The 22955-nt window shown below is 44.4% G+C and carries 17 protein-coding genes; 2 read left to right on the forward strand and 15 right to left on the reverse strand.

What is annotated here, in order from left to right; all coding sequences use genetic code 11:
* Nucleotides 1–7: 7 nt before the first annotated feature.
* A complete protein-coding gene (locus tag A3CY_RS0108745; RefSeq protein ID WP_026207467.1) occupies nt 8–2617 on the forward strand; it encodes a zinc-dependent metalloprotease in 2610 nt (869 codons plus the stop codon).
* 283 nt (nt 2618–2900) lie between these two features.
* Here the strand turns inward: A3CY_RS0108745 and A3CY_RS20635 are convergent, their stop codons facing one another.
* From A3CY_RS20635 to A3CY_RS0108770, 5 genes are all read right to left on the reverse strand, one after another.
* Complete coding sequence (locus A3CY_RS20635) at nt 2901–3473, reverse strand: HAD family hydrolase (protein ID WP_262483878.1); 573 nt, start codon at nt 3471–3473, stop codon at nt 2901–2903.
* 391 nt (nt 3474–3864) lie between these two features.
* The gene (locus tag A3CY_RS0108755) at nt 3865–4347 is read right to left on the reverse strand and encodes a PaaI family thioesterase (protein ID WP_018337537.1); all 483 of its coding nucleotides are present in this window, start codon (nt 4345–4347) and stop codon (nt 3865–3867) included.
* Nucleotides 4348–4404: 57 nt separating this feature from the next.
* A complete protein-coding gene (locus A3CY_RS0108760; RefSeq protein WP_018337538.1) occupies nt 4405–4797 on the reverse strand; it encodes an HIT family protein in 393 nt (130 codons plus the stop codon).
* 94 nt (nt 4798–4891) lie between these two features.
* The gene (gene greA / locus A3CY_RS0108765; RefSeq protein WP_018337539.1) at nt 4892–5368 is read right to left on the reverse strand and encodes a transcription elongation factor GreA; all 477 of its coding nucleotides are present in this window, start codon (nt 5366–5368) and stop codon (nt 4892–4894) included.
* A 255-nt stretch (nt 5369–5623) separates the two neighbouring features.
* Entirely contained in the window at nt 5624–6361 is a 738-nt protein-coding gene (locus A3CY_RS0108770) for a tRNA 2-thiocytidine(32) synthetase TtcA (protein ID WP_018337540.1), read from the reverse strand.
* A 108-nt stretch (nt 6362–6469) separates the two neighbouring features.
* On the opposite strand from A3CY_RS0108770, the gene A3CY_RS0108775 reads away from it, so the two are divergent.
* Complete coding sequence (locus A3CY_RS0108775) at nt 6470–8068, forward strand: YfcC family protein (RefSeq protein WP_018337541.1); 1599 nt, start codon at nt 6470–6472, stop codon at nt 8066–8068.
* 21 nt (nt 8069–8089) lie between these two features.
* Here the strand turns inward: A3CY_RS0108775 and A3CY_RS0108780 are convergent, their stop codons facing one another.
* The 10 genes from A3CY_RS0108780 to A3CY_RS0108825 all read right to left on the reverse strand — a co-directional run bounded on the left by A3CY_RS0108780 (nt 8090) and on the right by A3CY_RS0108825 (nt 22672).
* A complete protein-coding gene (locus tag A3CY_RS0108780) occupies nt 8090–9475 on the reverse strand; it encodes an alpha-L-fucosidase (protein WP_018337542.1) in 1386 nt (461 codons plus the stop codon).
* Between the two features lie 123 nt (nt 9476–9598).
* Nucleotides 9599–10693 carry a TlpA disulfide reductase family protein gene (locus A3CY_RS0108785; RefSeq protein ID WP_018337543.1) on the reverse strand — a complete coding sequence of 365 codons (1095 nt, stop codon included), beginning with the start codon at nt 10691–10693 and terminating at the stop codon, nt 9599–9601.
* An 11-nt stretch (nt 10694–10704) separates the two neighbouring features.
* Complete coding sequence (locus A3CY_RS0108790; RefSeq protein ID WP_169503601.1) at nt 10705–12285, reverse strand: PKD-like family lipoprotein; 1581 nt, start codon at nt 12283–12285, stop codon at nt 10705–10707.
* Nucleotides 12286–12314: 29 nt separating this feature from the next.
* Nucleotides 12315–13301, reverse strand: a complete 987-nt coding sequence (locus A3CY_RS0108795) for a DUF4843 domain-containing protein (RefSeq protein WP_018337545.1) — start codon at nt 13299–13301, stop codon at nt 12315–12317.
* Nucleotides 13302–13324: 23 nt separating this feature from the next.
* Nucleotides 13325–14743: a RagB/SusD family nutrient uptake outer membrane protein gene (locus A3CY_RS0108800; protein ID WP_240388139.1), complete on the reverse strand. Its 1419-nt coding sequence runs from the start codon at nt 14741–14743 to the stop codon at nt 13325–13327.
* A 12-nt stretch (nt 14744–14755) separates the two neighbouring features.
* Nucleotides 14756–18115 (reverse strand): SusC/RagA family TonB-linked outer membrane protein, encoded by a 3360-nt coding sequence (locus tag A3CY_RS0108805; protein ID WP_026207469.1) that lies wholly within the window; start codon nt 18113–18115, stop codon nt 14756–14758.
* Nucleotides 18116–18197: 82 nt separating this feature from the next.
* Nucleotides 18198–19175, reverse strand: coding sequence for a hypothetical protein (locus tag A3CY_RS0108810; RefSeq protein WP_026207470.1), 978 nt, complete (start codon nt 19173–19175; stop codon nt 18198–18200).
* A 9-nt stretch (nt 19176–19184) separates the two neighbouring features.
* Complete coding sequence (locus A3CY_RS21995; RefSeq protein WP_051082711.1) at nt 19185–20318, reverse strand: TlpA disulfide reductase family protein; 1134 nt, start codon at nt 20316–20318, stop codon at nt 19185–19187.
* Nucleotides 20319–20329: 11 nt separating this feature from the next.
* Nucleotides 20330–21472 (reverse strand): TlpA disulfide reductase family protein, encoded by a 1143-nt coding sequence (locus A3CY_RS22000; RefSeq protein ID WP_240388140.1) that lies wholly within the window; start codon nt 21470–21472, stop codon nt 20330–20332.
* 27 nt (nt 21473–21499) lie between these two features.
* Nucleotides 21500–22672 (reverse strand): FecR family protein, encoded by a 1173-nt coding sequence (locus tag A3CY_RS0108825; RefSeq protein ID WP_018337551.1) that lies wholly within the window; start codon nt 22670–22672, stop codon nt 21500–21502.
* Nucleotides 22673–22955 lie beyond the last annotated feature (283 nt).

The following is a 22955-nucleotide window of genomic DNA, read 5'->3' on the forward strand; positions in this document are numbered from 1 at the left end:
TCATTGCATGAGAAAGTATTGTATGTTACTTGTAAGCCTGTTAATAATTTATCCTCTTACAGGAATAAATGCGGCAGAAAGAAAAAAGAAAGAGAAAGAACAAAAAGCAGTAGTAAAAACCAGTAAATACGACAAACTGGTGAAGAAAGCCGGATGCGTAACGGCAAAAGGAGATTTTATCACCTTGCACAAGGTAGGCGGCAAACTCTATATCGAGTTGCCCGTGGAATACTTGGGACGGGATATGCTACTGGCTTCCACGCTGACAAGTGCCAGCGACAACCTGCTCTGCGAAGTAGGCTATAAGCCGGAAGACCCGTTGCACGTGAAGTTTACGCAAACGGACAGTGTGGTCTATTTAAGAAAGGTAAATACCAAGGCAACTTACAACGAGCGGGAAGCAGGAATGAAAAAAGCCCTCGAACGAAGCCTCACCGACCCGATGTTGAAAAAGTTCAGCATCGAAACGTACAACAATGACAGCACGGCTATCGTGTTCGACGTGACCGCATTCTTTGCCCGCCACAATGATATGTTGCCTTCTCTACCCAAGAGCTACGGCGGATTTATCTCTATCAAGTCCAGCCCGAACAGCGAAGGCGAACTTCTTGGAGAGATCAAGGCTTTCGAGGATAACGCAACGATAAAGACGGATTTGGCTTACAAGGTAACCATGACAGTATTCGGGATTTTCACGATACGTGCAGATGAGCCGACAAGCGTGCAGGTTACCCGTACCCTATTGCTCCTGCCGGAAAAGAAGATGCGTCCCCGGATCGCGGACACTCGTATCGGTATATTCCTGACCGACAAACAGCATTTTTCAACGGAACAAGACGAAGTAAGACGCTATTCCATGATCAATCGCTGGCGCCTGGAACCGAAAGACCCGGAAGCATTTGCCCGGGGAGAACTGGTGGAACCCGTGAAACCAATCGTGTTTTACGTGGACGACGCTTTCCCCGAGCCGTGGAAACAACCGATAAAAGAAGGCACGGAACGGTGGAACAAGGCTTTCGAGAAAATCGGGTTCAAGAACGTGGTGCGGGCATTGGATTTCCCGAAAGACGACCCCAATTTTGACCCCGACAACCTGAAATACTCCTGTATCCGATATATTCCCTCGACCACGGCTAACGCCATGGGTCCCTCGTGGGTAGACCCAACAACCGGAGAAATCGTGAACGCTTCCGTGTTGGTATACAACAACGTGATTCAGTTGATCAACCAATGGCGTTTCATACAAACAGCACAGGTCGATCCATCGGTAAGAAATAAAAAGATGCCGGATGACATCGTGAAAGAATCCATCGCTTACGTGGTAGCTCACGAAGTGGGGCATTGCCTCGGATTCATGCACAACATGGCAGCATCCGCAGCTTATCCGGTTGATTCGTTACGTTCCGCCTCGTTTACGCAAAAATACGGCACAACTCCCTCCATAATGGACTACGCGCGTTACAATTACGTGGCGCAACCCAGTGACAAAGGAGTGAAACTCACTCCTCCCGATTTAGGTATTTACGATGAATTCCTGGTTCGTTGGGCTTATCAACCGATCCCGCAAGCCCGCACGGCATGGGAAGAGATTCCCGTACTCGAATCATGGCTTGACGAAAAAGCGGGTGATCCTTGCTATCGCTATGGGCGTCAACAATTACTGGAACGTTACGACCCGAGTGCCATAGAGGAGGACTTGGGTGACGACCCGATGAAAGCGGGCGACTACGGCATTCGCAATCTGAAATACATTTTAGCCCACCTGGACGAATGGATCACGGACGATCCGGACGGTTCGCACAAACAGCAACTGGTGGAACAATTGATGGAACAATATTACCGCTATATCACGAACGTGATGTACAACGTGGGAGGTATTTATCTGACAGACGTAAAAGAAGGCACACCGGGCGACCGTTATCGTTCCGTCCCGAAAGAGGTGCAAAAGGCTTCCCTGCAATGGGCTCTCAAACAATTTCGAGATTGCGACTGGCTGTACAACAAACCGTTAAGCAAGAAATTAGCACTCCGCATCAACGAGGCAGATGCAGTGAGGGCGGTACTCGCTCAAAGCTTGTTGTCTTCCTATCAACGGGTAATTCTTTCCGCCCACGTGTCGGATGATCCTTACACGTTGAAAGCCTATTTCGACGATTTGTACAACGGGATATGGGAAAACACCATCCGGGGCAAAGCATTGACAAATGGAGATAAATTACTACAAACGAATGCTATCGTAATGCTCAACGATGTCGTGGGAAATAGCATGAAAAAGAAAGGTAAGTTCTTCCTGACTTCATTGGATGAATGGAAGAATTACGGGTTGGATAAATCAGGCATGGTTCGGAAATTCTACAAGACATTGAAATCCATGGAACGACAACATGGGACAGACTTCATCACCGAACAGTTACACCTGCACGGCATCGGGCATGGCTATAACTGGCAAGACGAAGTAGACGTGGAGGCGATTGATAATTCCAAGCAATATTTGTTCACCATGGCAAACAAGGTGAAAACTCTGCTTGAAAACAAAATTCCCGCTTCCACGGGAGAAACACGGGAGCATTACCGGATGCTGCTATTCTCTTTGAATCGGGCACTAGAAGGAAAATAAATAAAAAAGGCTTTATCAACGAAATTTTCAAGATAAAGCCTTTTTCTATTTCAAAACATGACTTTAATATACATGACATACTGAGAACCCACTGTAAACCCAAAGAAGATTAATCCAAATCATACCCTTCTCCCGTTGTATCTCCGTTTATGCCGTAGACATTCTATAATCTTTTATATAGAAACATAGGAGCGCAAACGCACCCAACACGACAGTGACGGACTATTACCTCGGTTCTTCCCTAGTTCCTCTTTGGTTCTTCAGTTAAAGCATGACAAATTCATCAACTTACTTCACCAAGTAACATTTCCATACGTTCCAACACGATTCCTTTCTCCCGCAAACGTTCAGCACTATTGTGTCCCCCGGCATACAGCCGTATATCAAAGCCTAAAGCTTCAGCAACTTCCGCATCATGTAACGTATCTCCCACCATTAAAGTTTCCCGGGGATCAATCGGGTACACTTGCAACATTCTTTCTCCATGCGCCACCTTCCCGTCGGCGTATATATTATCCGAACCGCACACGCCCTCGAAATAGTCACGAATCCCGAATCGTTCCAACATTTCTTCCAACAAATCTTCTTGCAATGCTGACAATACATATTGCCGCACACCGAACTCCTTCAATCTTGCCAAAACAGATTTCACTCCTGAAGTCAACACCACATCTTTTGATAATTCTGCATAAGTATCCACGAAGTCCAGAGAGATAGCCTCCCAATCATCCCGATTAAAATCATAACCGATTCCCTCGTAATATTCCTTTACCGGAAAACCGAATACAGCCTTATATTTCTCCACGGTCAATTCATCCAACCGTTTTTTCCTCAACATCCGGTTTATGGTATCCACGCTGATCTACACGTCATCCAGTAACGTCCCGTTCCAATCCCAAACCACGTTTTTATACTTCATACATCTCTCCCCAATTTTCTAAATTAATATTCAATTTATCCTTTCTCCCCAGTCTATTTATATGGAGAACAACGAGAAACCATAGTTTACACACCAATCAAAGAGGGTAATAAAGAGTTTCTCTCGTTTTACTCGTGTTTTATATTCATATTAAAAACGTTCCCGAAGGTCTTTGTACCGAAGTTGATCCGAAACTGTACCGAAATTAACCCGGAATCACACCCTTATTTCCATAGGTTTACCCGGGGATCTCTCCGGTCAGACTCTACTCTTCAGTAAACAGATCAACCTCGTCCTTAAAAGTATAATTCATATCTTTCTGCCGAAATCAATTCTGGTGAAAAGCCTCGATTCCCGTCCAACCAAGACGTTCACGAGCCACGTTTTCCGGGAAAATACGATACACGACCTCCGCCTCGCTCCCCAAGGAACCGTCGGCATTAAATATTTCGACATGCATTTTGGCTATACGGGAATTTTGCTCCACGATACGGGAACGCATGAAAAGCTCGCCCCGATCCGTGTAGACTGTGGAACGGTATTTCATATCCAATGCTATGGTGACCCCCGCGCTTTGTACCTTGGCAAAAACATTCCAACAGGCTATCTCGTCAGCTAAAGTGGCTTGAATGCCACCATGCAACACGTGAAAGAATCCTTGAAATTCGGGACGGGGCATCCAATAACAAGTGATGTATTCTCCTTCCTCGTAAAATTCACATTGTAACCCGTGTTCGTTGCCGGATGCACAACCGAAACAATTGTATCCCTCGTGTTGCTCGTACGCGTTGTATAATTTCTTCTTTTCCATTTTTATAAAAAAAGGGACGTTATCTTGCGTCCCCCTATAATAAATTGTCTAATAATGTCACAAATTACTTTGAATCAATTTAGCACAAGCCTCCATTTCCTCTTTCGGGAATTGCTTTTTCGGATTGCTGAAATTCAACTCGTTCCCCTCAACCAACGGGACCAAATGCACGTGAGCGTGCGGCACATCCAATCCCAATACACCTATCCCGATGCGTTTGCAAGGAATGCTTTTCTCGATCGCTTTAGCTACTTTTTTGGCAAACACCATTAAGCCTGCCAATTCTTCATCGGTCAAATCGAATATATAATCTTCTTCTCTTTTCGGCACCACTAACGTGTGTCCCTTTTGCATGGGTGCAATATCCAAGAACGCGTAATAGTTCTCGTCCTCCGCCACCTTGTATGACGGAATTTCACCCTTTATAATCTTCGTGAAAATTGAAGCCATTTTTGATTTTAGATTTATTGATTTTAGATTTTATGATTCCAGCCGCACGATTCTCTGCTTTTATAATGAATCATTTTCAATTCTCCATTTTCAATTAAATCGAGATGTCCATAATTTCGAACTCCATCGTTCCTGCCGGTACTTGTACTTCCACCTTATCACCTAATTTTTTACCGATCAGCGCCTTCGCGATAGGAGTCGTAATCGACAATTTTCCTGCTTTGAAATCAGCTTCACTTTCGGACACTAACGTGTACGTCATCGTTGCCTTTGTCTTCATATTTCTAATCGTCACCTTATTCAAAATCTGCACTTTTGAGGTGTCGATCTGGGACTCGTCAATGATCCGGCAACTGGCGATTGTATCTTGAAGCTGCGCGATCTTCGCTTCAAGCATTCCTTGAGCATCCTTGGCAGCGTCATACTCTGCATTCTCGGAGATATCTCCTTTTTCGATGGCTTCCCCGATTGCCTTGGAAATTTTAGGGCGCTCCACGTTTTGCAGATTGTCCAGCTCTTCCTGCAATTTTCTCAGCCCTTCTTTAGTTACATAAGATACCTTCTTTGTCATAGCATATAATATTAAAATCTTAATTCATATATAAAAAAATAAATGACACTTATCCTCCAATAAGTGCCTTTATCTAGTAAAGAATTCCATTCGTTCGGAATCCCTCACCTCCTGATGACAAATTTATGACCTTTTTTTGAATTAACCAATTTTTCTCCACAAATAATTTCAAACAAAAATATTACAGAAAAAACACTGATAATAAAACACATCACCTACTTGTATTCACTAGGGACAGAAGCAGTTTCACACTTTTCAAGGCAAGTATTCCTCCCGAATATTCTGCATGGCAGCAAAGAGATTACTCCGGGCATGAGGGGAAACCACCGTCATCTGATCGATTAATTTGCTCACGGCATCCCGGTTTGTCACCTTCTCGTGGGGACAATGTTTCTTTTGTTTCTTGAATTGCCGCATCTCGGCATATCGCGAAGTTTCGTCATTAGACAGATAGATCAAGGGGCGAATTAACGTGAACGTATTCTTGAACATCTCCAACCGGGGCGGCATACTGCATATCGTCCCGTTAAAGATCATACTCATCACGAGGCTTTCCACGGCGTCATCCCGGTGATGCCCGAGAGCCAGTTTTTTACAATCATATTCCTTGGCTATATCGAAAAGCATTTTACGACGGTGCCACGAGCAAACGAAACAAGCCGGTTTCTTGGGATTTACTGTCGTGTCTACCCGAATTGTCCGGTAGACATACTCCACGCCCAAACGTTCACAAAAAGCCCGCAGGTAATCGCTATCCACCTCGTAAGCCACGTCTTCCACCGCGATATGGGCGGCAACCACCGTGTAATTCTGTTTCGGGTCTTTCGCCCGCATCGCCAATACCTCTAATAACGCCAACGAATCCTTGCCCCCGGATACACCCACGAGTATCCGATCCCCGGCTTCGATCAAATTATAATCATGTATTGCTTTCCCCACTTTCCGGAAAAAGTCACGGGTAAATACCTTATCTTGTTTTTCTTCCGTTATCATCCTCTCGTTCTATAATTTCTTTCATGCAAAATTAAGAAATCCAACCAACATATTGTTTCACTCTCGCAATTATTTGTAAATTTGACCGTTCAATCTAAAATAACGTTTATGCTAAAGAAAGTCCCGCACACCTATACTATTGTATTCTCGATTATTATTATTTGTGCTATCCTGACCTGGATTATTCCAGGGGGTGAATACGCACGGGAAACCATCGATGTAAACGGTGTAGAACGCACGGTCATCGTGAACGACTCGTTCCACGAGGTAGCCAAAAGCCCCCAGACATGGCAAGTATTTTCCGCTCTCTTTAACGGTTTTGAAAAGCAAGCGGGAATTATCGCGTTCATATTGATTATCGGGGGCGCTTTCTGGATCATGAACAACAGCAAGGCGATAGACGTGGGTATTTTCTCGTTCCTGCGCTCCACGCGAAAACTGGAACACATCGGAATTATACGTAAACTCGGGGTGAACAATATCATCATCACGATGGTTATGTTACTATTCAGTAGTTTCGGGGCTATATTCGGGATGAGCGAGGAAACCCTGGCTTTCGTGATTATCATAGTTCCCCTGGCAATTTCCATGGGCTACGATTCCCTCACGGGCGTGTGCATGGTGTACGTTGCCGCCCATGTCGGCTTCGCGGGAGCCATACTCAACCCGTTCACGATAGGCATAGCACAGGGATTATCGGACTTACCGCTATTCTCCGGTTTTGAATACCGTCTGTTTTGCTGGGCAATTCTCAACGTAATCATGATAGCCTGGGTACTGCGTTACGCCGCGAAGGTGAAGAAAAATCCCAAGGCATCACTAGTTTATAGCCTCGACAACCATTGGCGTAAAGAAAAAGTGGCTGCCCCCGAAGAAATAGAATACAAAAGTTACTCATCTTCTTGGTTCGTTTATCTTTTCATTCTCTCGGGGCTTATACTTTTCTCGTTCTATTTTCCCCGTACCACGCTATCTATCGGTGAGCATTCCAGCCTGACCACTTTCGTGCTTCCCGTCTTAACCGCGTTGTTTGCTTTGATCGGATTCTTTTCTTTACGAAAGTCCTACCACTTTTTTATATTGACCATACTCGGGTTCACGATTCTCTTCCTCATCGTGGGCGTTATGGGATACGGGTGGTACTTGCCCGAAATATCCGGATTATTCCTTGCTATGGGTATCCTATCCGGTTTTGCCGCAAAAGAAAATGCCGACAGTATCGTCAAACTTTTTATCGCCGGGGTAAAAGATATTCTTTCTGCCGCTCTGGTCGTGGGACTCGCGGGTGGTATCATCATCATCCTGCAAGAAGGACACATCATCGATCCCATCCTCCATTCGTTAGCAAACTTGATGAACGAAACAGGAAAAGTACTTTCCCTAGGGGTCATGTACCTCATCCAAACCATGATTAATATTATCATCCCGTCCGGCTCGGCAAAGGCAGCCTTGACCATGCCTATTATGGCTCCGTTCTCCGACGTGATCGGTTTATCCCGGCAGGCTACCGTTATGGCATTCCAGTTCGGCGACGGGTTCACGAATATGATTACCCCTACATCTGGAGTACTAATCGGCGCTTTGGGAATTGCCCGTGTACCTTATGACGTGTGGGTTAAATTCTTTTGGAAATTTATCCTGTTGTTGATTATCTTCGGGTTCATACTATTAATCCCGACCGCTACCATGCAATTGAACGGGTTCTAAAGGAAATCATGCGCCCTCACTCTATTCTATACAAAGACTCCATGCGTAACCGCACGGGGGATTCTTCACGAATGAAGCCGGCAATGTAACCAACATTCCATTACCTACCCGCTTGTAACTCAAATTACCCTTATACCCCAATAACGTAACTTTTGTCCCTTTACCCGGCTTCATACTGTAAAGCATGATCTGTGCGGGCGGATTCGGTTCGTCCTCATCATTCAAGTAGATAGCGTACACCTTCCCGTTACTCTTGTGCTTCGTGTAGCAAATTTTCGCTTCTTTATACGGGGCTATCGGTCGGGTTTCATAGATTGCCTCACCGTTAATCTCCATCCACGCCCCCATCTCTTTCATGATCTTTATGCCTTCCGGCGGAATCTCCCCGTTACCGTCGACTCCCACGTTCAACAAGAAGTTTCCTCCCTTGCTAACAATATCCACTAGGTAATGCACCAATTCACGGGTAGGTTTGTATTTGTCCCCTGGCAGATACGACCACTGATTCGCCATCGTCATACAAGTTTCCCACGGGTAGCCCCACGGTTTCTCGGGAATCTTCTGTTCTGGGGTACGATAATTCTCGTATTTTCCCCCTACCCACCGGTCTACCGCAATTAATCCGGGTTGATATTCCCGAGCCATACGGATAATCCGATCCAATTTAATATCCTGTCCCCGGTTCTCAGGAGCTACCCAACCGCCATCCAGCCAAAGAATATCCACGGGTCCGTATCCAGTCATCAATTCCTTCACCTGATTGTAAGTAAAATTACAGAATTTCTCCCACATCCACGGGTGTTCCTTGATCTTGTAATTCACGTTCCGATCACCGTGTTGCCATCGATCCGACCAATAGTAAGGACTATTCCAGTCCGGCTTCGAGAAATAAGCCCCGATCATAAAATCCCGCTTCTGAAAAGCACCGTATAATTCTTTCAACACGTCCGGGTTCGGAGCCGTGTGATAAGGACATTCCACGGAAGTGATCTTATAATCCGTCTCCTTCGTGTCCCACATACAGAATCCGTCGTGATGCTTCGTCGTGAACACGAAATATCTCATCCCCGCCTCCTTAGCCAACTCCGCCCACTTGTCTGGATCGAACTTCACCGGATTGAACGTCTTTTTCAAATCCACGTAATCCCGGTAATACTCGTCATAAGAGATCGTCGTGTCCCGCTGTATCCAATCGGCATCTTCCGAACAAATCGTCCACGACTCGCAATACCCTTTTTGGCTGTATGGCCCCCAGTGCACGAAAAAACCGAACTTCAAATCCTGCCAGCGTTCTAATTTTACTTTCACAGCCGGATCTTGCTCCCAGTAATAATCCATCCCCTCGTATTGGGCTTTCAACAAGGTACCCCACAAAACAAGTACCAGACATGACAATAATTTCCGCATTGTTTTTCTTTTAGCAATTCATATATTTTACACAAACAATTGCAAAGATAACAAATATTCCGACTCTCCCCTTGCAAACAGAGGAAAGCCGGAATACTTCCTTATCTCAAAAGGACACAAATACTATTTCAATCGTTCCGAAACAAATGCTTTCAACTTTTCTCCTCTCAAGTTCTTAGCTATAATCCGATTATTCTCGTCCAGCACGAATATGGTCGGCACTGCATCGATATTGTATTTTTTCACGACATCACTCTGCCAACCTTTCAAATCGGAAAGATGCAACCAGGTCAGACCGTCTTTCTCTATCGCCTCCTCCCACTTGTTTTTCCTTTCATCCAAAGAAACACTAATTACAGCCAACCCCTTATCCTTATACTCGTTATACAACTTCACCATATTCGGGTTCTCTTGGCGACAAGGTCCACACCAAGAAGCCCAAAAATCAATAATTTTCAATTTTCCCTTCACACTATACATAGCAACAGACTCTCCTCCCGGCGTTTGCAAAGTAAAATCGGGAGCCACTGCGTTCACATTCACGTTTTCCAAGGTAGTAATCCGCGCTGCCAAAATTTTAGCGGGTTCTGTCTGACGGGCTTTTTCCGACAGTTGCTCGTAGCATCGCTTCAACGCCGCCAAATCCATGCGTCCCATACCTGCCGTCTGAATATAAGCGGCAAAGAGGTTATCTTTATTTCTCTCCACGATGACACCCAAATCTTTCTGGGCTTTTTCTTTCACCTTTTCAATCTTCTTTTTCAACTCACCAACCGTTTTGAAATGCTTCTGGGCTTCAGCCTTATTCATCTCCTCCCGCAATTTGCCCATTTCGACATTGGCTTTCCCTACTATTTCCTGATAAGCATTCAACTCACTCTGTAACTTTCCTCCTTTAATAGAATTCTTACCGGATTGCCATAATTCCACTTCATAAGGAGCATCCGTATCCAACAAAAATACAAAACCACCGTCATAGCCTCCCACTTTTAACAAAGCGACACAAGGCTCTGACAATTCTCCTTGAATCCGGAATTTCCCGTTCTCGATCTTTCCCCTTCCTAACGTATCCACCCGGTCTATCCGATTCGAAATCACCAGCATCTCCCCCTCTGTCAATTCTTTTACATACCCGTCAATCGTGAATGTCTTTCCCTCCCCGGCAACAAACCCGGGGAGAAGAAAGAATATACTCAATAATAATATTAACCTGTTCATTTTATAATGATTTAAATATTTCCTGTCACGAACGAATAAGCAATATCCTGAATCGTGCCAAAACCAGTGTGGACAATAGCTTTCACGAAATCGCCAGCTTCATCCAAAAATATCTCGTGCAACTCTCCCGTCCCGTCAGCCTTGTTCACCACGATTCCGATACTACGGTTTTCATTGGTTACGTTATAATGAGAACTGCATACCCGGAACTGCATTTGATGAATCACACCTCCCGCATCATACAATTCAATAGCTTCCTTACTTACCGAATTGTACAGGTAGACTTTTGACTCTTTCGTGTAGAAGAATTGATCAGCATAAGCTACCGAGGTTGCAAAACAAGAGTTTGCATCCACGTCCAAACTACCGAGTTCCACTTTTTTTATCGAAACACCCCCGTCACCATCTTTATCTTTTCCCGCCTCAAAATGATACATATTATAAATAGAGGTAGCCGTATTCTTCCCAATCACAAGAGCTCCACTCTCCTCGGAAGCCGGAGAAATTCCCTGACCGACCCAAAGAACTTCATTTTTCTCCCACTCGTTTTCATCTAGCGAACCGTTTGGCACCAATGTCAGCAATGCCGTGTTTCCGTCATCATTCGAAGGATATATCGTTCCGTCCTCCCTGTAACAACTGTTCTGGTTTAATTCATAATACATGAATTTCTTGTTCTTTTTATCCCATACAGTCACAAACCCATTGGTAGACATATACATTTTATCGACCGTATAATTTTCAACATCCGGTTGAGTTTTTACCGTATAGTAAAATCCGGTTGAACCTGCATGATAGAATTTACCGTTTTGATCTACAACTACACTATTACGCCAAACATTATTTGCGACCCCATAAGCAAATTTTTGCGAGAAACCGCTCGGGAATAATATTCTTGAAGGTTTGTAATCCAACATCTCAAAGGCATACAACCAACTTACCGAATCGGGTTGTACCACACTTAACGCTGCTCCCCGCCTATAATCCAAACTTTGATCCGGGGCATACATGATGCGTTCGGCTTTCTGGAAGCGTCTCGCCCCCCACAAATCCTGATAAACATCCAACGTGATCTGTGCTGTTTCCTCTTCATTCGGGTCTTCGATTACCGACAACCGGCGATCACCCTGCGGACCGTTCAACACGAACCAACTCCTCACGAAAGGTACTACGGTTTTCATGTTTAACTGGCGATAGTACTCAATTTGTGTAGACACATCCTTCACCTTAAAAACAACCTCGTAAAGCGATGCTTTTCTAGGAGGATACTTCAACAACAATTCCTTCATGTACACGCTATCGATAACTTTTTTACCATCCACCGTGCGAGAAACGGTCCATAAAAACTCCAAATTATCCTCTCCATCCTTCGTCGTCTGGCTAATAACAGGGATATAGGTTACTTTCAAAGAATCCAGAGGTGGTTGCCGATACTGGTAAGAATACGAGTAATCCTCGCCTTCGCTTGTAGCTTCGGGGGTGAATGCAATCGTCAGATCGTTCACCTCCTTGTAATCATAATTTCCTTTATCATCATAGCACCCTGCTAGAAATAAAGTAACGATTCCCAATATATAAATTATCTTTTTCATCATTTTCACTTTTACGATTAAACGGGGGGTCACTTATCATTATCCGGGAGTACAGGATTTTCCGGGAACTGGGGGAATGCCAGCGGTTCATCAGGATGAGCCTCATTCCAAGCATCATATTCCTTACGCAACTGGGTATGTGTCGACTCCCAATCTATCGCCCACGTGGCATTATCAAAATTATATTGTCCCACGATCGAAACAATAAACTCTTTCTTCGCCTCGCTATATTCTCCCACGTAAGGCTGGATATACGGGTAATCCCACCAAGAGGGCTTCGTCCACACGGGGAACGTGAAATCTTTCGGGTTCCCGGGATGCTCATCATTATATTTCTGCAATTCCTCCCGCAAGGTCACGTTGTTCGCAGCCCAATCATCATACATATTAAATAAGTTATGCAGGATAGAAACCATAAAGGCATACTTTTCTTCGGAATACTCACCCAGGTAATCTTTTTGCATATCCCAATATTCCGGTTTCGGGTAACGATTGGATACCCTTAACCTGTAAATCTTCTTTTCTGCGGCGCCCGATTCAAAGTAAGGATCCGATTCATCGAGATCAAAGGTCAGCCCCACCGTATAGTTGCCCCGGGTCTCGGGAAGCAGAACGACGAATTGAATGGTATCAATCAATTGTCCCGCCCGGAAACGATAGGAAGGAAAAAACTCAACCTTAGCCGCTGTTGCCGGATCCTGTCCGTCCAGCAGTACGGTTTTCAATTTAAATTCCCGGTCTTCCACTCCGCTATGCCCCATCAGTGTGACATACAAGGAAAGCGTATCCCGCAACAGCGAATCCCCGAAATAATGCCTACGAGTGTACGGGTATCCCCATTCCCAGACCGTATCCACCCGGTACTGGTCAATAAACTTGTAATCCAGTTGCATTTCATTGGTATCATAATTAAACTGCAACCCATCCCTGTCTATCGCATATCCCTGTATCGTGTCTTCCTGGCAAGCGGCTAACGAGATAAGCAAAAGAGCGATATAAACAATATATTTTCTCATGGTATCTTTTTTACATTACATGATTACTCGGTAACATTCCCGTATTCCACCTCGTCGTTCGGAATCGGTAATACATAGTAGCGCATCACATCCACGGGACAACGATAAAAAGTAGCCCGGTTGTGCCTTTTCAAGAAATAAAAGAATTGTCCTTCGGCAAAAAATTCCTTCTGGTACTCTTTTTCCAAAGCAGCCACCCGTGAGGCATCCGTGTAGTCCGAGGTAAACTGGATATCGTGCGAACGGGAAATTCCTCTGGTATTACGCACAGTATTGATATAAGTCACGCTTTCCTCCAAAGAAACCGATTCCGCCAAGATATAATACATCTCGACCAAACGAATCAAAGGCACTTTCTCCTTGTATTGTGTATCCTCTCCCAGATATTTCCGGCTAATCACGGAATTCAACCCATGCAGGAAGCCGTAATTATTCCGGTAACGAATATCATTCAAACCGATTCCCTCGTTTATCTCGAAAACAGTACGGGCATTCGCGGGAGAAATCCAAAGTTCCGAGTTCAAAGTAGTTGAATTTTTCCAATAACTCGACAACTTCTCTTCCATATTATACATTCCCAAGGCAAACAACGTTTCTTCGAACATAGACACATCCGAACGGTTATCCCTCGCCAATTTCAACCCGCACCCGTCAATAACCTCCCGTGCATACTCGGCAGCCTTCTCTTTATTCCCAATATACAGGTACACCCTTGCCAGCAAAGCCTTCACGGCGTATTTATTCATCCGGTGCTTCCGATCCCCGATAAAAAGCTCATTCGCGTTTCGTCCCCAATCCGCCTGATCATTCTTTAGTAAACGTTCTGCCGTAGTCAAATCCCCCAGAATCTTTTCCACCAATTCATTCGCCGCCATCAACGGCACTTTTTCCGAGGTAAACTGATCTCTCCACGGCACACTTTTCACCGTGGGATTCAGACTGTACACGGGTCCCCACAAACGCAACAAGTCGAAATAATGGAATGCCCGCAAAGCCAAAGCCTCACCTTCAATCAGATCCCGGTATCCCTCCGTCACGATCACGTCCCCGTTCGTACCCAGATTCTTCAGAAGATTATTGATATTAGCTATATTCTTGTACATATTTTCCCAAATAGATTCGAGCTTGCCTTTGGAAGAAGCATCATTCGAATAATCGTATATCTTGGCTCTCTCCTCATCGGTCGGGGCATTCGAAGCACTATAATTATCGTACCGCTGTGCCAGTTGCTCGATATAAGCGAACGTCATATCCGCCCCGTAAGTTTCCGTATTCGTCATCCGGGCATAAACCCCGATTAAGGCACTCTTGAATCCGTCTTCCGTCCGGAAGAAATCATCCGCCTCCACTTCTGTTTTCGGGTTCACGTCAACCCAGTCGGAACAGGCTACCAGACCTATCAACATCATCCAACTCCACACTATTAATATCTTTTTCATCATGTATTCCTCCTTTTAGTTAAACAATACGGATAAGGACAAATTAAAATCACGAGCAAAAGGATAATCCAAACCGCGCTCCTGTTTCACCGAGGAAAGCCGAGCGATGTCATTCATCGAGAAATTCAAGGAAACACTTGCAATCCGGCACGCCTGCAAAAACTTGAACTCCTTCGGGTCTAAACGGTACCCTATCGAGATTGAAGAAAACTTTAGTTCATTGAATTTTTGTACGAAACGGCTGCTGCTCTCGGTTGTCTGTCCCACAATCTCAATAGACTTATACCTCGCGTTCGGGTTCTCCGGACTCCAACGTTTCGTCAAGGCTCTCTTGTCCAGATTATAAGCCACACTTGAATTTTCGATCTTATCCACCAAAGTAGAATTATAACGGTAACCACCCCATTCATAGGTGAAACCTAATCCCACACTCAAATTCTTGTACGTGAATGAAGAGGAAATCGCACCCCTGAACTTCGGTTCTGTATCACCCACGGACACCTTATCGATCGGATCCCAAATATAAGTCTTCTCTCCATTCCGTTTCAAGAAAATTTCCTTTCCGGTTGCCGGGTCAATACCCAACGAACGAACCGTAAACAATTGTGTGGTCGATTTACCTTCTTCGTAAATAGGCACAGGGGCATCTTTCCGCTTCAGGTTTTCCTCGTTCATCACTTTCAACACGTTCGATATTTTTTTGATTTTATTCTTGTTATGAGCCCCATTAACCGAAATCGACCATTGGATCTGACGCTCGTAATCCTGAATAGCGATCACGCTCGCCTGAATATCGATACCCTTATTCTCCAAGGCTCCCGCATTCATCGTCATAGACCGGAAACCCACGGATGGAGGCAAAGTATATTCTAATAACAACTCGTCCGTGTAATTATTATAATAAGAGAAAGAAGCGTTAATTCGGCTATTCCACAACCCGATCTCAAGAGCCAGACTTCGGTTCTCCGTGGTCGACCACCCTAAATCGGGATTGCCGATCCCCATCAATTCGGCACCCAAAACATCCGAAGCCGGATAAGGGAACATCAGGTTGGCAAATGTGTAAGTTTCCTTTGCCTGATAGGGAGAATAACTCTGCGAACCGGTGATACCGTAAGAACCACGAATCACCAGATTGGAGATAATCGAATTTTCAAACCATTTCTCCCGGTGGACATTCCAGCGGGCACCGAAAGCCCAAAAAGGAGCCATCCCGGCATCCGAACCGAATTGGGAAGATATATCCCCGCGCACGCTGAAATCCGCAGCATAACGCATATCGTACATATAGCTGACCTGCCCGATAATACCCATCGAGCGGGAAGTCGATTCCGAACCGCTCACCCGGTTATCCATCTCGAAACCGAAAAGGAAATCGGTCATATTATCATTCGGGAATCCCTTGGCAGAGAGATTCACACTGTTACTTTTCGACTCGTCCACATTCCAACGGGCAAACATACTCACCAGATGTTTATCTTTCTGGAAGTTATAATTCACGGAAGCATTCAAGCTCCACGCAAACGATTCTCCCGTGTTTTTCGTGTACGATCCTTTCTTGGTCTGATCGGTTTCCTCTGCGAACATCGTGTGATTCATCGACCGGAACTGCTCCATACGGGAGGTTCCCTTGGTGAAAGAAGCTCCCGCCGATACCCGCAAATTTTCCAAAATAGCCCATTCGATATTCAAATTATCCGTCACGTTAAAATTCTCCGTGAGATCCTTAAACGGGAATTGCGTGTTATAAAGCGGATTCTGAATAGTTACTCGTTGTGTACCCGAGCCCATTCCTTTATATTCAATAATTTTCGTGTACTGTCCGTTCTCGTCTGTTTTCCGGTAATAAGGATTCATCCTCGTATATTCGCTGAAAGAACCGTAAGGAGTATTATTTCCTTTCGTGTTAGACAAGCTCAACTGATTCGAGATATTCCATTTCTTCCTCCGGTATTGCAATCCCAGGTTCAACCCCATGTTATTACGGTCTGATTCTTTCATTACCCCCGGCTGACTTCCGTAGTTCACGCTCAAGCTATAACGCAAAGCCTCGTCACCACCATCCATGCTAAGCGTGTGCCGATGCGTCACGGCAGTCCGTAAAGGCTCGGATAACCAATATGTATCCACCCCTCTCAATATCTCTTGCCGGTAATGATTGTAGTAATTCAGCTGCGACACGGAAGTAAACAACCCCGCCTGCTGTTCGAATTCCAACTTTTCCCTCGCGTTCATCAAGTTATAATCCGTCAGATCGGGTACGGAAATACCGACACTCGCACTGTAAGACACATTCAACGCACCTGGCAACGGTTTCTTCGTCTCGAAAACTAGAACCCCATTCGATGCTCTGGAACCATAAATAGCCGTTGCGGCTGCATCTTTTAATATGGTGATCGACTCCACCCGTTCCGGATCGAGGTCTACAATCCGCTGCAATGTGGTTTCAAAACCATCCAACACGAAAAGAGGCATATTCGGACGTTGGGAATAATCTCCCATCATCATCTCCATGCTGCTTGCATCAACACCACCCAATTGCACATCACCCCTCAAACGAAATTCCGGCATCGCGTTCGGGTCAGACCCCCTTGAATTATTTTCCAATATACGGAAACTCGGGTCAAAAATCTGCAAAGCCTTCAACAAATTATTCGGGTTCAATTTCTTCAATTCACTTCCTTTCACGGTCACGTACCCTCCTGTGAAACTCTCTACCTTCCGGGGCGCCATACCGGTTACCACCACATCTTCAATCTCCTCCGTCTTGGGCGTCAACTTAATCTCTATCTCTGTCAGCTTCCCGGTCAAAGGCACCGTTTCACTCTCGAACCCGATAAAAGAAACGATCAATGCCCTTATTCCTTCCGGTACTTCAATAAAGAAATTTCCGTCCATATCCGTAACGACACCCATACCCGGTTTCTCTTTCAACACGATACTGGCTCCAGGCAAAGTTTCTTTCGTACTTGCATCGATCACCTTACCGCTCACCTTAATCACGGTTGCCCCGGGAGCCGTTTTCGGACGGGGCTTCAACATGATCACCCGATTGATCTGAAACTCGACATCCACGTCTTGTCCACCCAACACGATCATCAACACGTAATTCAACGTTTCGCCCTTAAAATCAGCCGTAATCTTTTTCTTCACGTCAATTTGTGCATGATTGTAGAAAAAACGCACTTTCGCCATCTCCGCCAGAGTATCCAGTACCCTGTTCAGTTCCATCTCCTTTACCTTCAACGTAATCTTCGTATCCTTGTAATCCTCGTCATTCCCGGCGTGTAGATTTCCGGTGAACAAGAAAAAAACAAGTGCAAAGAGGGTAAATTTAATTCCACATGAATGTAGACACACTCTTTTTTTTTGCATAACTTTGTTTAGTTTTTAGTTTAAAGTAACTTTTAAGTAAAAATTCAAGTAATGGGGAGTATCGCTAGTACTCCCCGTACTTTTATTTCATGATTTGCGCAAGAATCTTTTTATACTCCTTATCCTTATTATACTTCTTCAAGTAATCCTTTCTCAATTTATCGAGTCTATCGAAATCACCGTTATTTGCTATCGCATTGTACAAAAAGACAAACAACGCCGCATCTCTCAAAGAACCATCATAAAAATCAGCAAGATCGGCATATTCGTCTTCCAACGATTTATTCGGGGTAAACCCTTCTGCCTTATTACCGGCTTCCTTTCGCCTCATATAATCTTTATAAGTCGTGAGAAACGACATATACCCCCGGTTTCTTAGCGAAGCTTTATCCCCTCTCGGTTTATAATCGTTCAACACATCCCAGTATCCGTCAGCCAAACAATCCTGAATTTTCTTCTTGTGGAAACCTGCACTTGCATACGGGTAGTTAATCAGATTCGTCAGAAAAACCCCATCCAATTCCGACAATACATTATTATATACCCCAGGAGAAATCCGATCTCTCACCTGATCCAGAATACAGATCTCTTTTTTCCATTCAGACAACGTCTGGGCGTAATAATCTTTCGCTTCCACTAACGTCACGAGTGCCGCAGGCATATTTGCCTTATACCCGGCAGCTCGTCGAGCAGCCCTTATTTCCTGCAATGCGGTAGCGATAGCGACAGCCTGCGGGGTGCCCGTGTATTCGGCTGTTTTATGATATTTCCCATCATACACGATCTTGGCATGAATACTATCCCCCGGTTGCAGGCAAACATAAATCCATGTATTGATCCTCAACATCGTAATATCATCCAGCTCCACCGCTATTTCCATCAACTGGTTTTCTTGGTAAGGGAGTTCCGCATTTATCCCGTCTTTCTCCATGAAATCAAAATAAACCATATCCCCATTATATCCCTGAATCTCGGCAGTGATATAAGTCATTTTACCCTTCGCACCCGCGGGAAGTATAAAAATACATCCCAAGAGTAAAGCTAATATTATCCTTCTCATAACTTTCGTTTATTTTTTTCCTACAATCTCTTTTACCTTCGCTATCAATTCCTCTCCCCGCAAATTCAAGGCTACCACTTTCCCCTCCGGATCGATCAACACCGTATAAGGCACGGCTCTCACGTTACACAACTTCACGGGTTCCGTTCCCCACATCTTCAAATCACACACTTGTACCCACTTCATCCCATTTTTCTTCACAGCTGCCGTCCAAGCATTCTTATCTTTATCCAGGGAAATTCCCAAAATCTCGAAGTTTTTCCCTTTACATTCCTTGTACAGCTTCACCACGTTAGGCATCTCCCTCAGGCACGGTCCGCACCATGAAGCCCAGAAATCAATCAATACATATTTTCCCCTGAAATCCTTTACACTTACCATCTTGCCATTCTGATCGGGCAAAGTAAAATCAGGTATAGTGCTTCCCACGTTGAATTCAGCTAAACGAATAAACTCATCCAATTGTTTCGTGTAAGGGTGTTCGTTCAATTTCGAATCAATCGCCGTGCGCATAACTTTCAATTCCTCCAACGGCAACTGGTATCTCATTCCCCAGTAAATAAAGAACGGCGCCGTCACTTGATCCGGATACATTTTCACCATATCCTTCAGTATATCCAGATTTCTTTGTTTGCCATGAGCCGTACGGCGCTTGAATTCGGCATTTTCATACTCGTAATCCCGTTCTCCATACAGTTTTTTCTCCAGTAAAAATGCACGCATCGAACTATCCTCAAGATGCTTTATCAAAGCATTATAAAAACCGAAAATATCATTCGTGATCGTTCCTTTAGCTTCTGCATTCAAAAAGAACTCCGAATTCGACCGGATATTTATCACTCCATTCTCTAGGAAAAATGGAGTAATCGGGCTCAAACAATCCGGATCTCCGCTTTTAATAAAATACATTTTCACGCGATCAACCTTCGGTCCCTTGAATGTATAACGGTTATTCACTACCTCGCTGCTATCAATCACCCTCGACGGACCCTGTATTTCGTCTTCTTCCACCAGATACACTTTATTCGCTTTGTACTTTCCCTCCAATATACCACGAATCTCGTATCCCTCCACCTCTTTCTCTTGTCCGATTACCCAGGCTGACCACAAACACGCTACAACTAAAACAAATATATGTTTCATATCACAAATTATTATTTTTTACCCACGATCTCTTTTACCTTCTTGATCAACTCTTCACCCCGAAGGTCGAGAGCCACCACTTTTCCCTCCGGATCTACTAGAACCGTGTATGGCACAGCCGACACGTTACATAACTTCACGGGAAGCGTTGCCCAGCCTTTCAAGTCACTCACTTGAATCCATTGCATCTTATTACTTTTCACGGCATTTAACCACGCGTTTTTCTCCTTATCGAGGGACACTCCCACGACCTCAAAATTTTTCCCTTTGCACTCCTTGTACAATTTCACCACGTTAGGCATTTCCCGCATACACGGACCACACCAAGATGCCCAGAAATCCACTAGCACGTATTTCCCCCTCAAACTGCTAAGTGTGAAATCTTTCCCATCCTTATCCGGCAATTTAAAATCCGGCATATCACTTCCCACCTTAAACTCAGCCAAACGGATATACTCATCCAACTGCTTTGTATAAGGATGCCCGTTCAAACTCGGGGCAACCACTCCACGCAACTCCTTCAACTTGTCAAGCGACACATTCGCCTTCATCTCCCAAAAAATCATAAATGGCGCAATCGCTTGGTCATAATAACGTCTTACCAATTCCTCCTGCAATTCCAGCGACCGACGATTGTGAAAATCGGTACGAGCCTTAAAAGCTCTGTCCTGGGCTTCCGGAGTCTGATTCCGATCCAGTAACACATCGATGTTAGCCACCCGGCGCACACTGTCCATAATGTGCCTTACCTCTGCATTATAAGCATAGAATATTTCATTATTAGCTGTTCCTGCCACATTACAATTCATAAAAAATTGCGAATTTGCCCGGATATTCACGATTCCTTTTTCCACCCAGAAAGGAGAGATTGGACTCAAGCATTCCGGATCACCGCTCTTGATGAAATACATTCTTGGCACAGCCACATCTTTAATATTAAAAGTATAGCGATTATCCACGACCTCGCAACTATCGATCACCTTCGACGCCCCGTTAATTTCCTCCTCTTCTACCAAATATACTTTCTTTCCCTTGTAAACACCATCCAACACCCCTCGCACCACGCACCCTTCACTCTCCTGCGGCATTTTATTTTGCCCCAAAAGTCCGACAGCGGACATTAAAAAACATCCCAATACTAGAAATTTTCTCATACAAACTGATTTAAGTATTTAATAAAATTACTTCACGTATAATTTATCTCCTTCCATTCTACACGACAAAGATGACGTCTCTCTAAGCCGTTGAATAAAAACATCAAAATTCTCTTCCTTGTAAACCACTCCCGTGTAAATAACCTTGGCACTTTCTTCATCCTCGAAAACGACCTCCACGTCATACCAACGTTGCAACACTTTCGCCACTTCCGACAACATCCTTCCCTTGAAAATATAGTGTCCCTCCTTCCACGCAATATAATCATTCACGTTTACCATCTTTATATCCACGCTTTGATTTTCCTTATCCCAACGCAATTGGCGATTCGGCAACAAATCATAGCTATCGTCATCCACGTGCGCCGCAACGTGCCCTTCCACCAAAGTAACCTCTGCAAAATTCTCATCGGCATAAGAATTAATATTGAATGAAGTACCCAACACCTCAACCTTCATCCCATTCAACACCACGAAAAACGGATGCTTCCGGTCTTTTGCCACTTCCAGGTAAATCTCTCCCTCGGCATACACGACACGCTCATTACCGGTAAACGCAACCGGATAACGCAATGACGATTTAGCATTCAACCATACTCTCGTCCCATCCGCCAGCGTAAACGTGAAATCACATTGCGATGGTGTCGTCAACGTGTTGTACACCATTTCCGATTTTGTTGAATCCGAAGTATTATATTGCATTCCTCCTGTCGTTTTCATCGTGATCCGCACGCCATTTTCCTCGTTCAACGTTATATCCTGATTGTAAAGGATCATTTCCTGCCCGTTAGAAAGCGTCAACACCGGAGCATTCCTTTTCACCGGCACCGTGTTCTCCGACAACTCCAACAATCCGTCGCCTATCTCTGCCCGATTAAAATAAAACAAAACAACAAATAAAGGCAAGGCAATAATAGCCGCATAACGTGAGATTCTCACGACCAAACGCCTACGCGTATTCTTTTTCTCTCTCCTCCGGATAAAAGAATCGAATGCGGTCTGCACATTACTACCGCTATATAGCTTTATCTTATCCTGCATTACCTTATCAGAGCATATCTTTTCATACAACTCTAGATTCCGTTCGGAAGCATTTTTCCACGCATCCAACATTAACTGTTCTTCACGTGTTATATCTCCGGATAAACTTTTATAAATCAATGCAGAAATCTCAAATAATATTTCTCTATTATGTTCCATAAAATCACATTTTTACCTATATCTTTAAACGTTCCTTTATTAATAGTATAAAAAGACATTCAAAATGCCTTAATGCCAAACATGCAATCATATTGGAAAACACTAATTACAAACGCCTTAAGAAAAAGTCGTATTCCAATGTAAAAAGTAATACTCAACGAGTAATAAAGGAACGTTTAATCACATTCTAAACTCAATTACATATATAAAACGCACAAGTTTTATTTAAGGGGGGGTACGAAACCCCCAAAAATAGAAGAAAAAATAAAAACAAATTGCTCTC

The organism is Butyricimonas synergistica DSM 23225 (genome assembly GCF_000379665.1).
GTDB lineage: Bacteria > Bacteroidota > Bacteroidia > Bacteroidales > Marinifilaceae > Butyricimonas > Butyricimonas synergistica.

Coding starts and splice junctions, on each gene's coding strand:
- A3CY_RS0108745 (WP_026207467.1), top strand. CDS start 8: ATGAGAAAGTATTGTATGTTACTTGTAAGCCTGTTAATAATTTATCCT.
- A3CY_RS0108755 (WP_018337537.1), bottom strand. CDS start 4,347: ATGGAAAAGAAGAAATTATACAACGCGTACGAGCAACACGAGGGATAC.
- A3CY_RS0108760 (WP_018337538.1), bottom strand. CDS start 4,797: ATGGCTTCAATTTTCACGAAGATTATAAAGGGTGAAATTCCGTCATAC.
- greA (WP_018337539.1), bottom strand. CDS start 5,368: ATGACAAAGAAGGTATCTTATGTAACTAAAGAAGGGCTGAGAAAATTG.
- A3CY_RS0108770 (WP_018337540.1), bottom strand. CDS start 6,361: ATGATAACGGAAGAAAAACAAGATAAGGTATTTACCCGTGACTTTTTC.
- A3CY_RS0108775 (WP_018337541.1), top strand. CDS start 6,470: ATGCTAAAGAAAGTCCCGCACACCTATACTATTGTATTCTCGATTATT.
- A3CY_RS0108780 (WP_018337542.1), bottom strand. CDS start 9,475: ATGCGGAAATTATTGTCATGTCTGGTACTTGTTTTGTGGGGTACCTTG.
- A3CY_RS0108785 (WP_018337543.1), bottom strand. CDS start 10,693: ATGAACAGGTTAATATTATTATTGAGTATATTCTTTCTTCTCCCCGGG.
- A3CY_RS0108790 (WP_169503601.1), bottom strand. CDS start 12,285: ATGAAAAAGATAATTTATATATTGGGAATCGTTACTTTATTTCTAGCA.
- A3CY_RS0108795 (WP_018337545.1), bottom strand. CDS start 13,301: ATGAGAAAATATATTGTTTATATCGCTCTTTTGCTTATCTCGTTAGCC.
- A3CY_RS0108800 (WP_240388139.1), bottom strand. CDS start 14,743: ATGATGAAAAAGATATTAATAGTGTGGAGTTGGATGATGTTGATAGGT.
- A3CY_RS0108805 (WP_026207469.1), bottom strand. CDS start 18,115: ATGCAAAAAAAAAGAGTGTGTCTACATTCATGTGGAATTAAATTTACC.
- A3CY_RS0108810 (WP_026207470.1), bottom strand. CDS start 19,175: ATGAGAAGGATAATATTAGCTTTACTCTTGGGATGTATTTTTATACTT.
- A3CY_RS21995 (WP_051082711.1), bottom strand. CDS start 20,318: ATGAAACATATATTTGTTTTAGTTGTAGCGTGTTTGTGGTCAGCCTGG.
- A3CY_RS22000 (WP_240388140.1), bottom strand. CDS start 21,472: ATGAGAAAATTTCTAGTATTGGGATGTTTTTTAATGTCCGCTGTCGGA.
- A3CY_RS0108825 (WP_018337551.1), bottom strand. CDS start 22,672: ATGGAACATAATAGAGAAATATTATTTGAGATTTCTGCATTGATTTAT.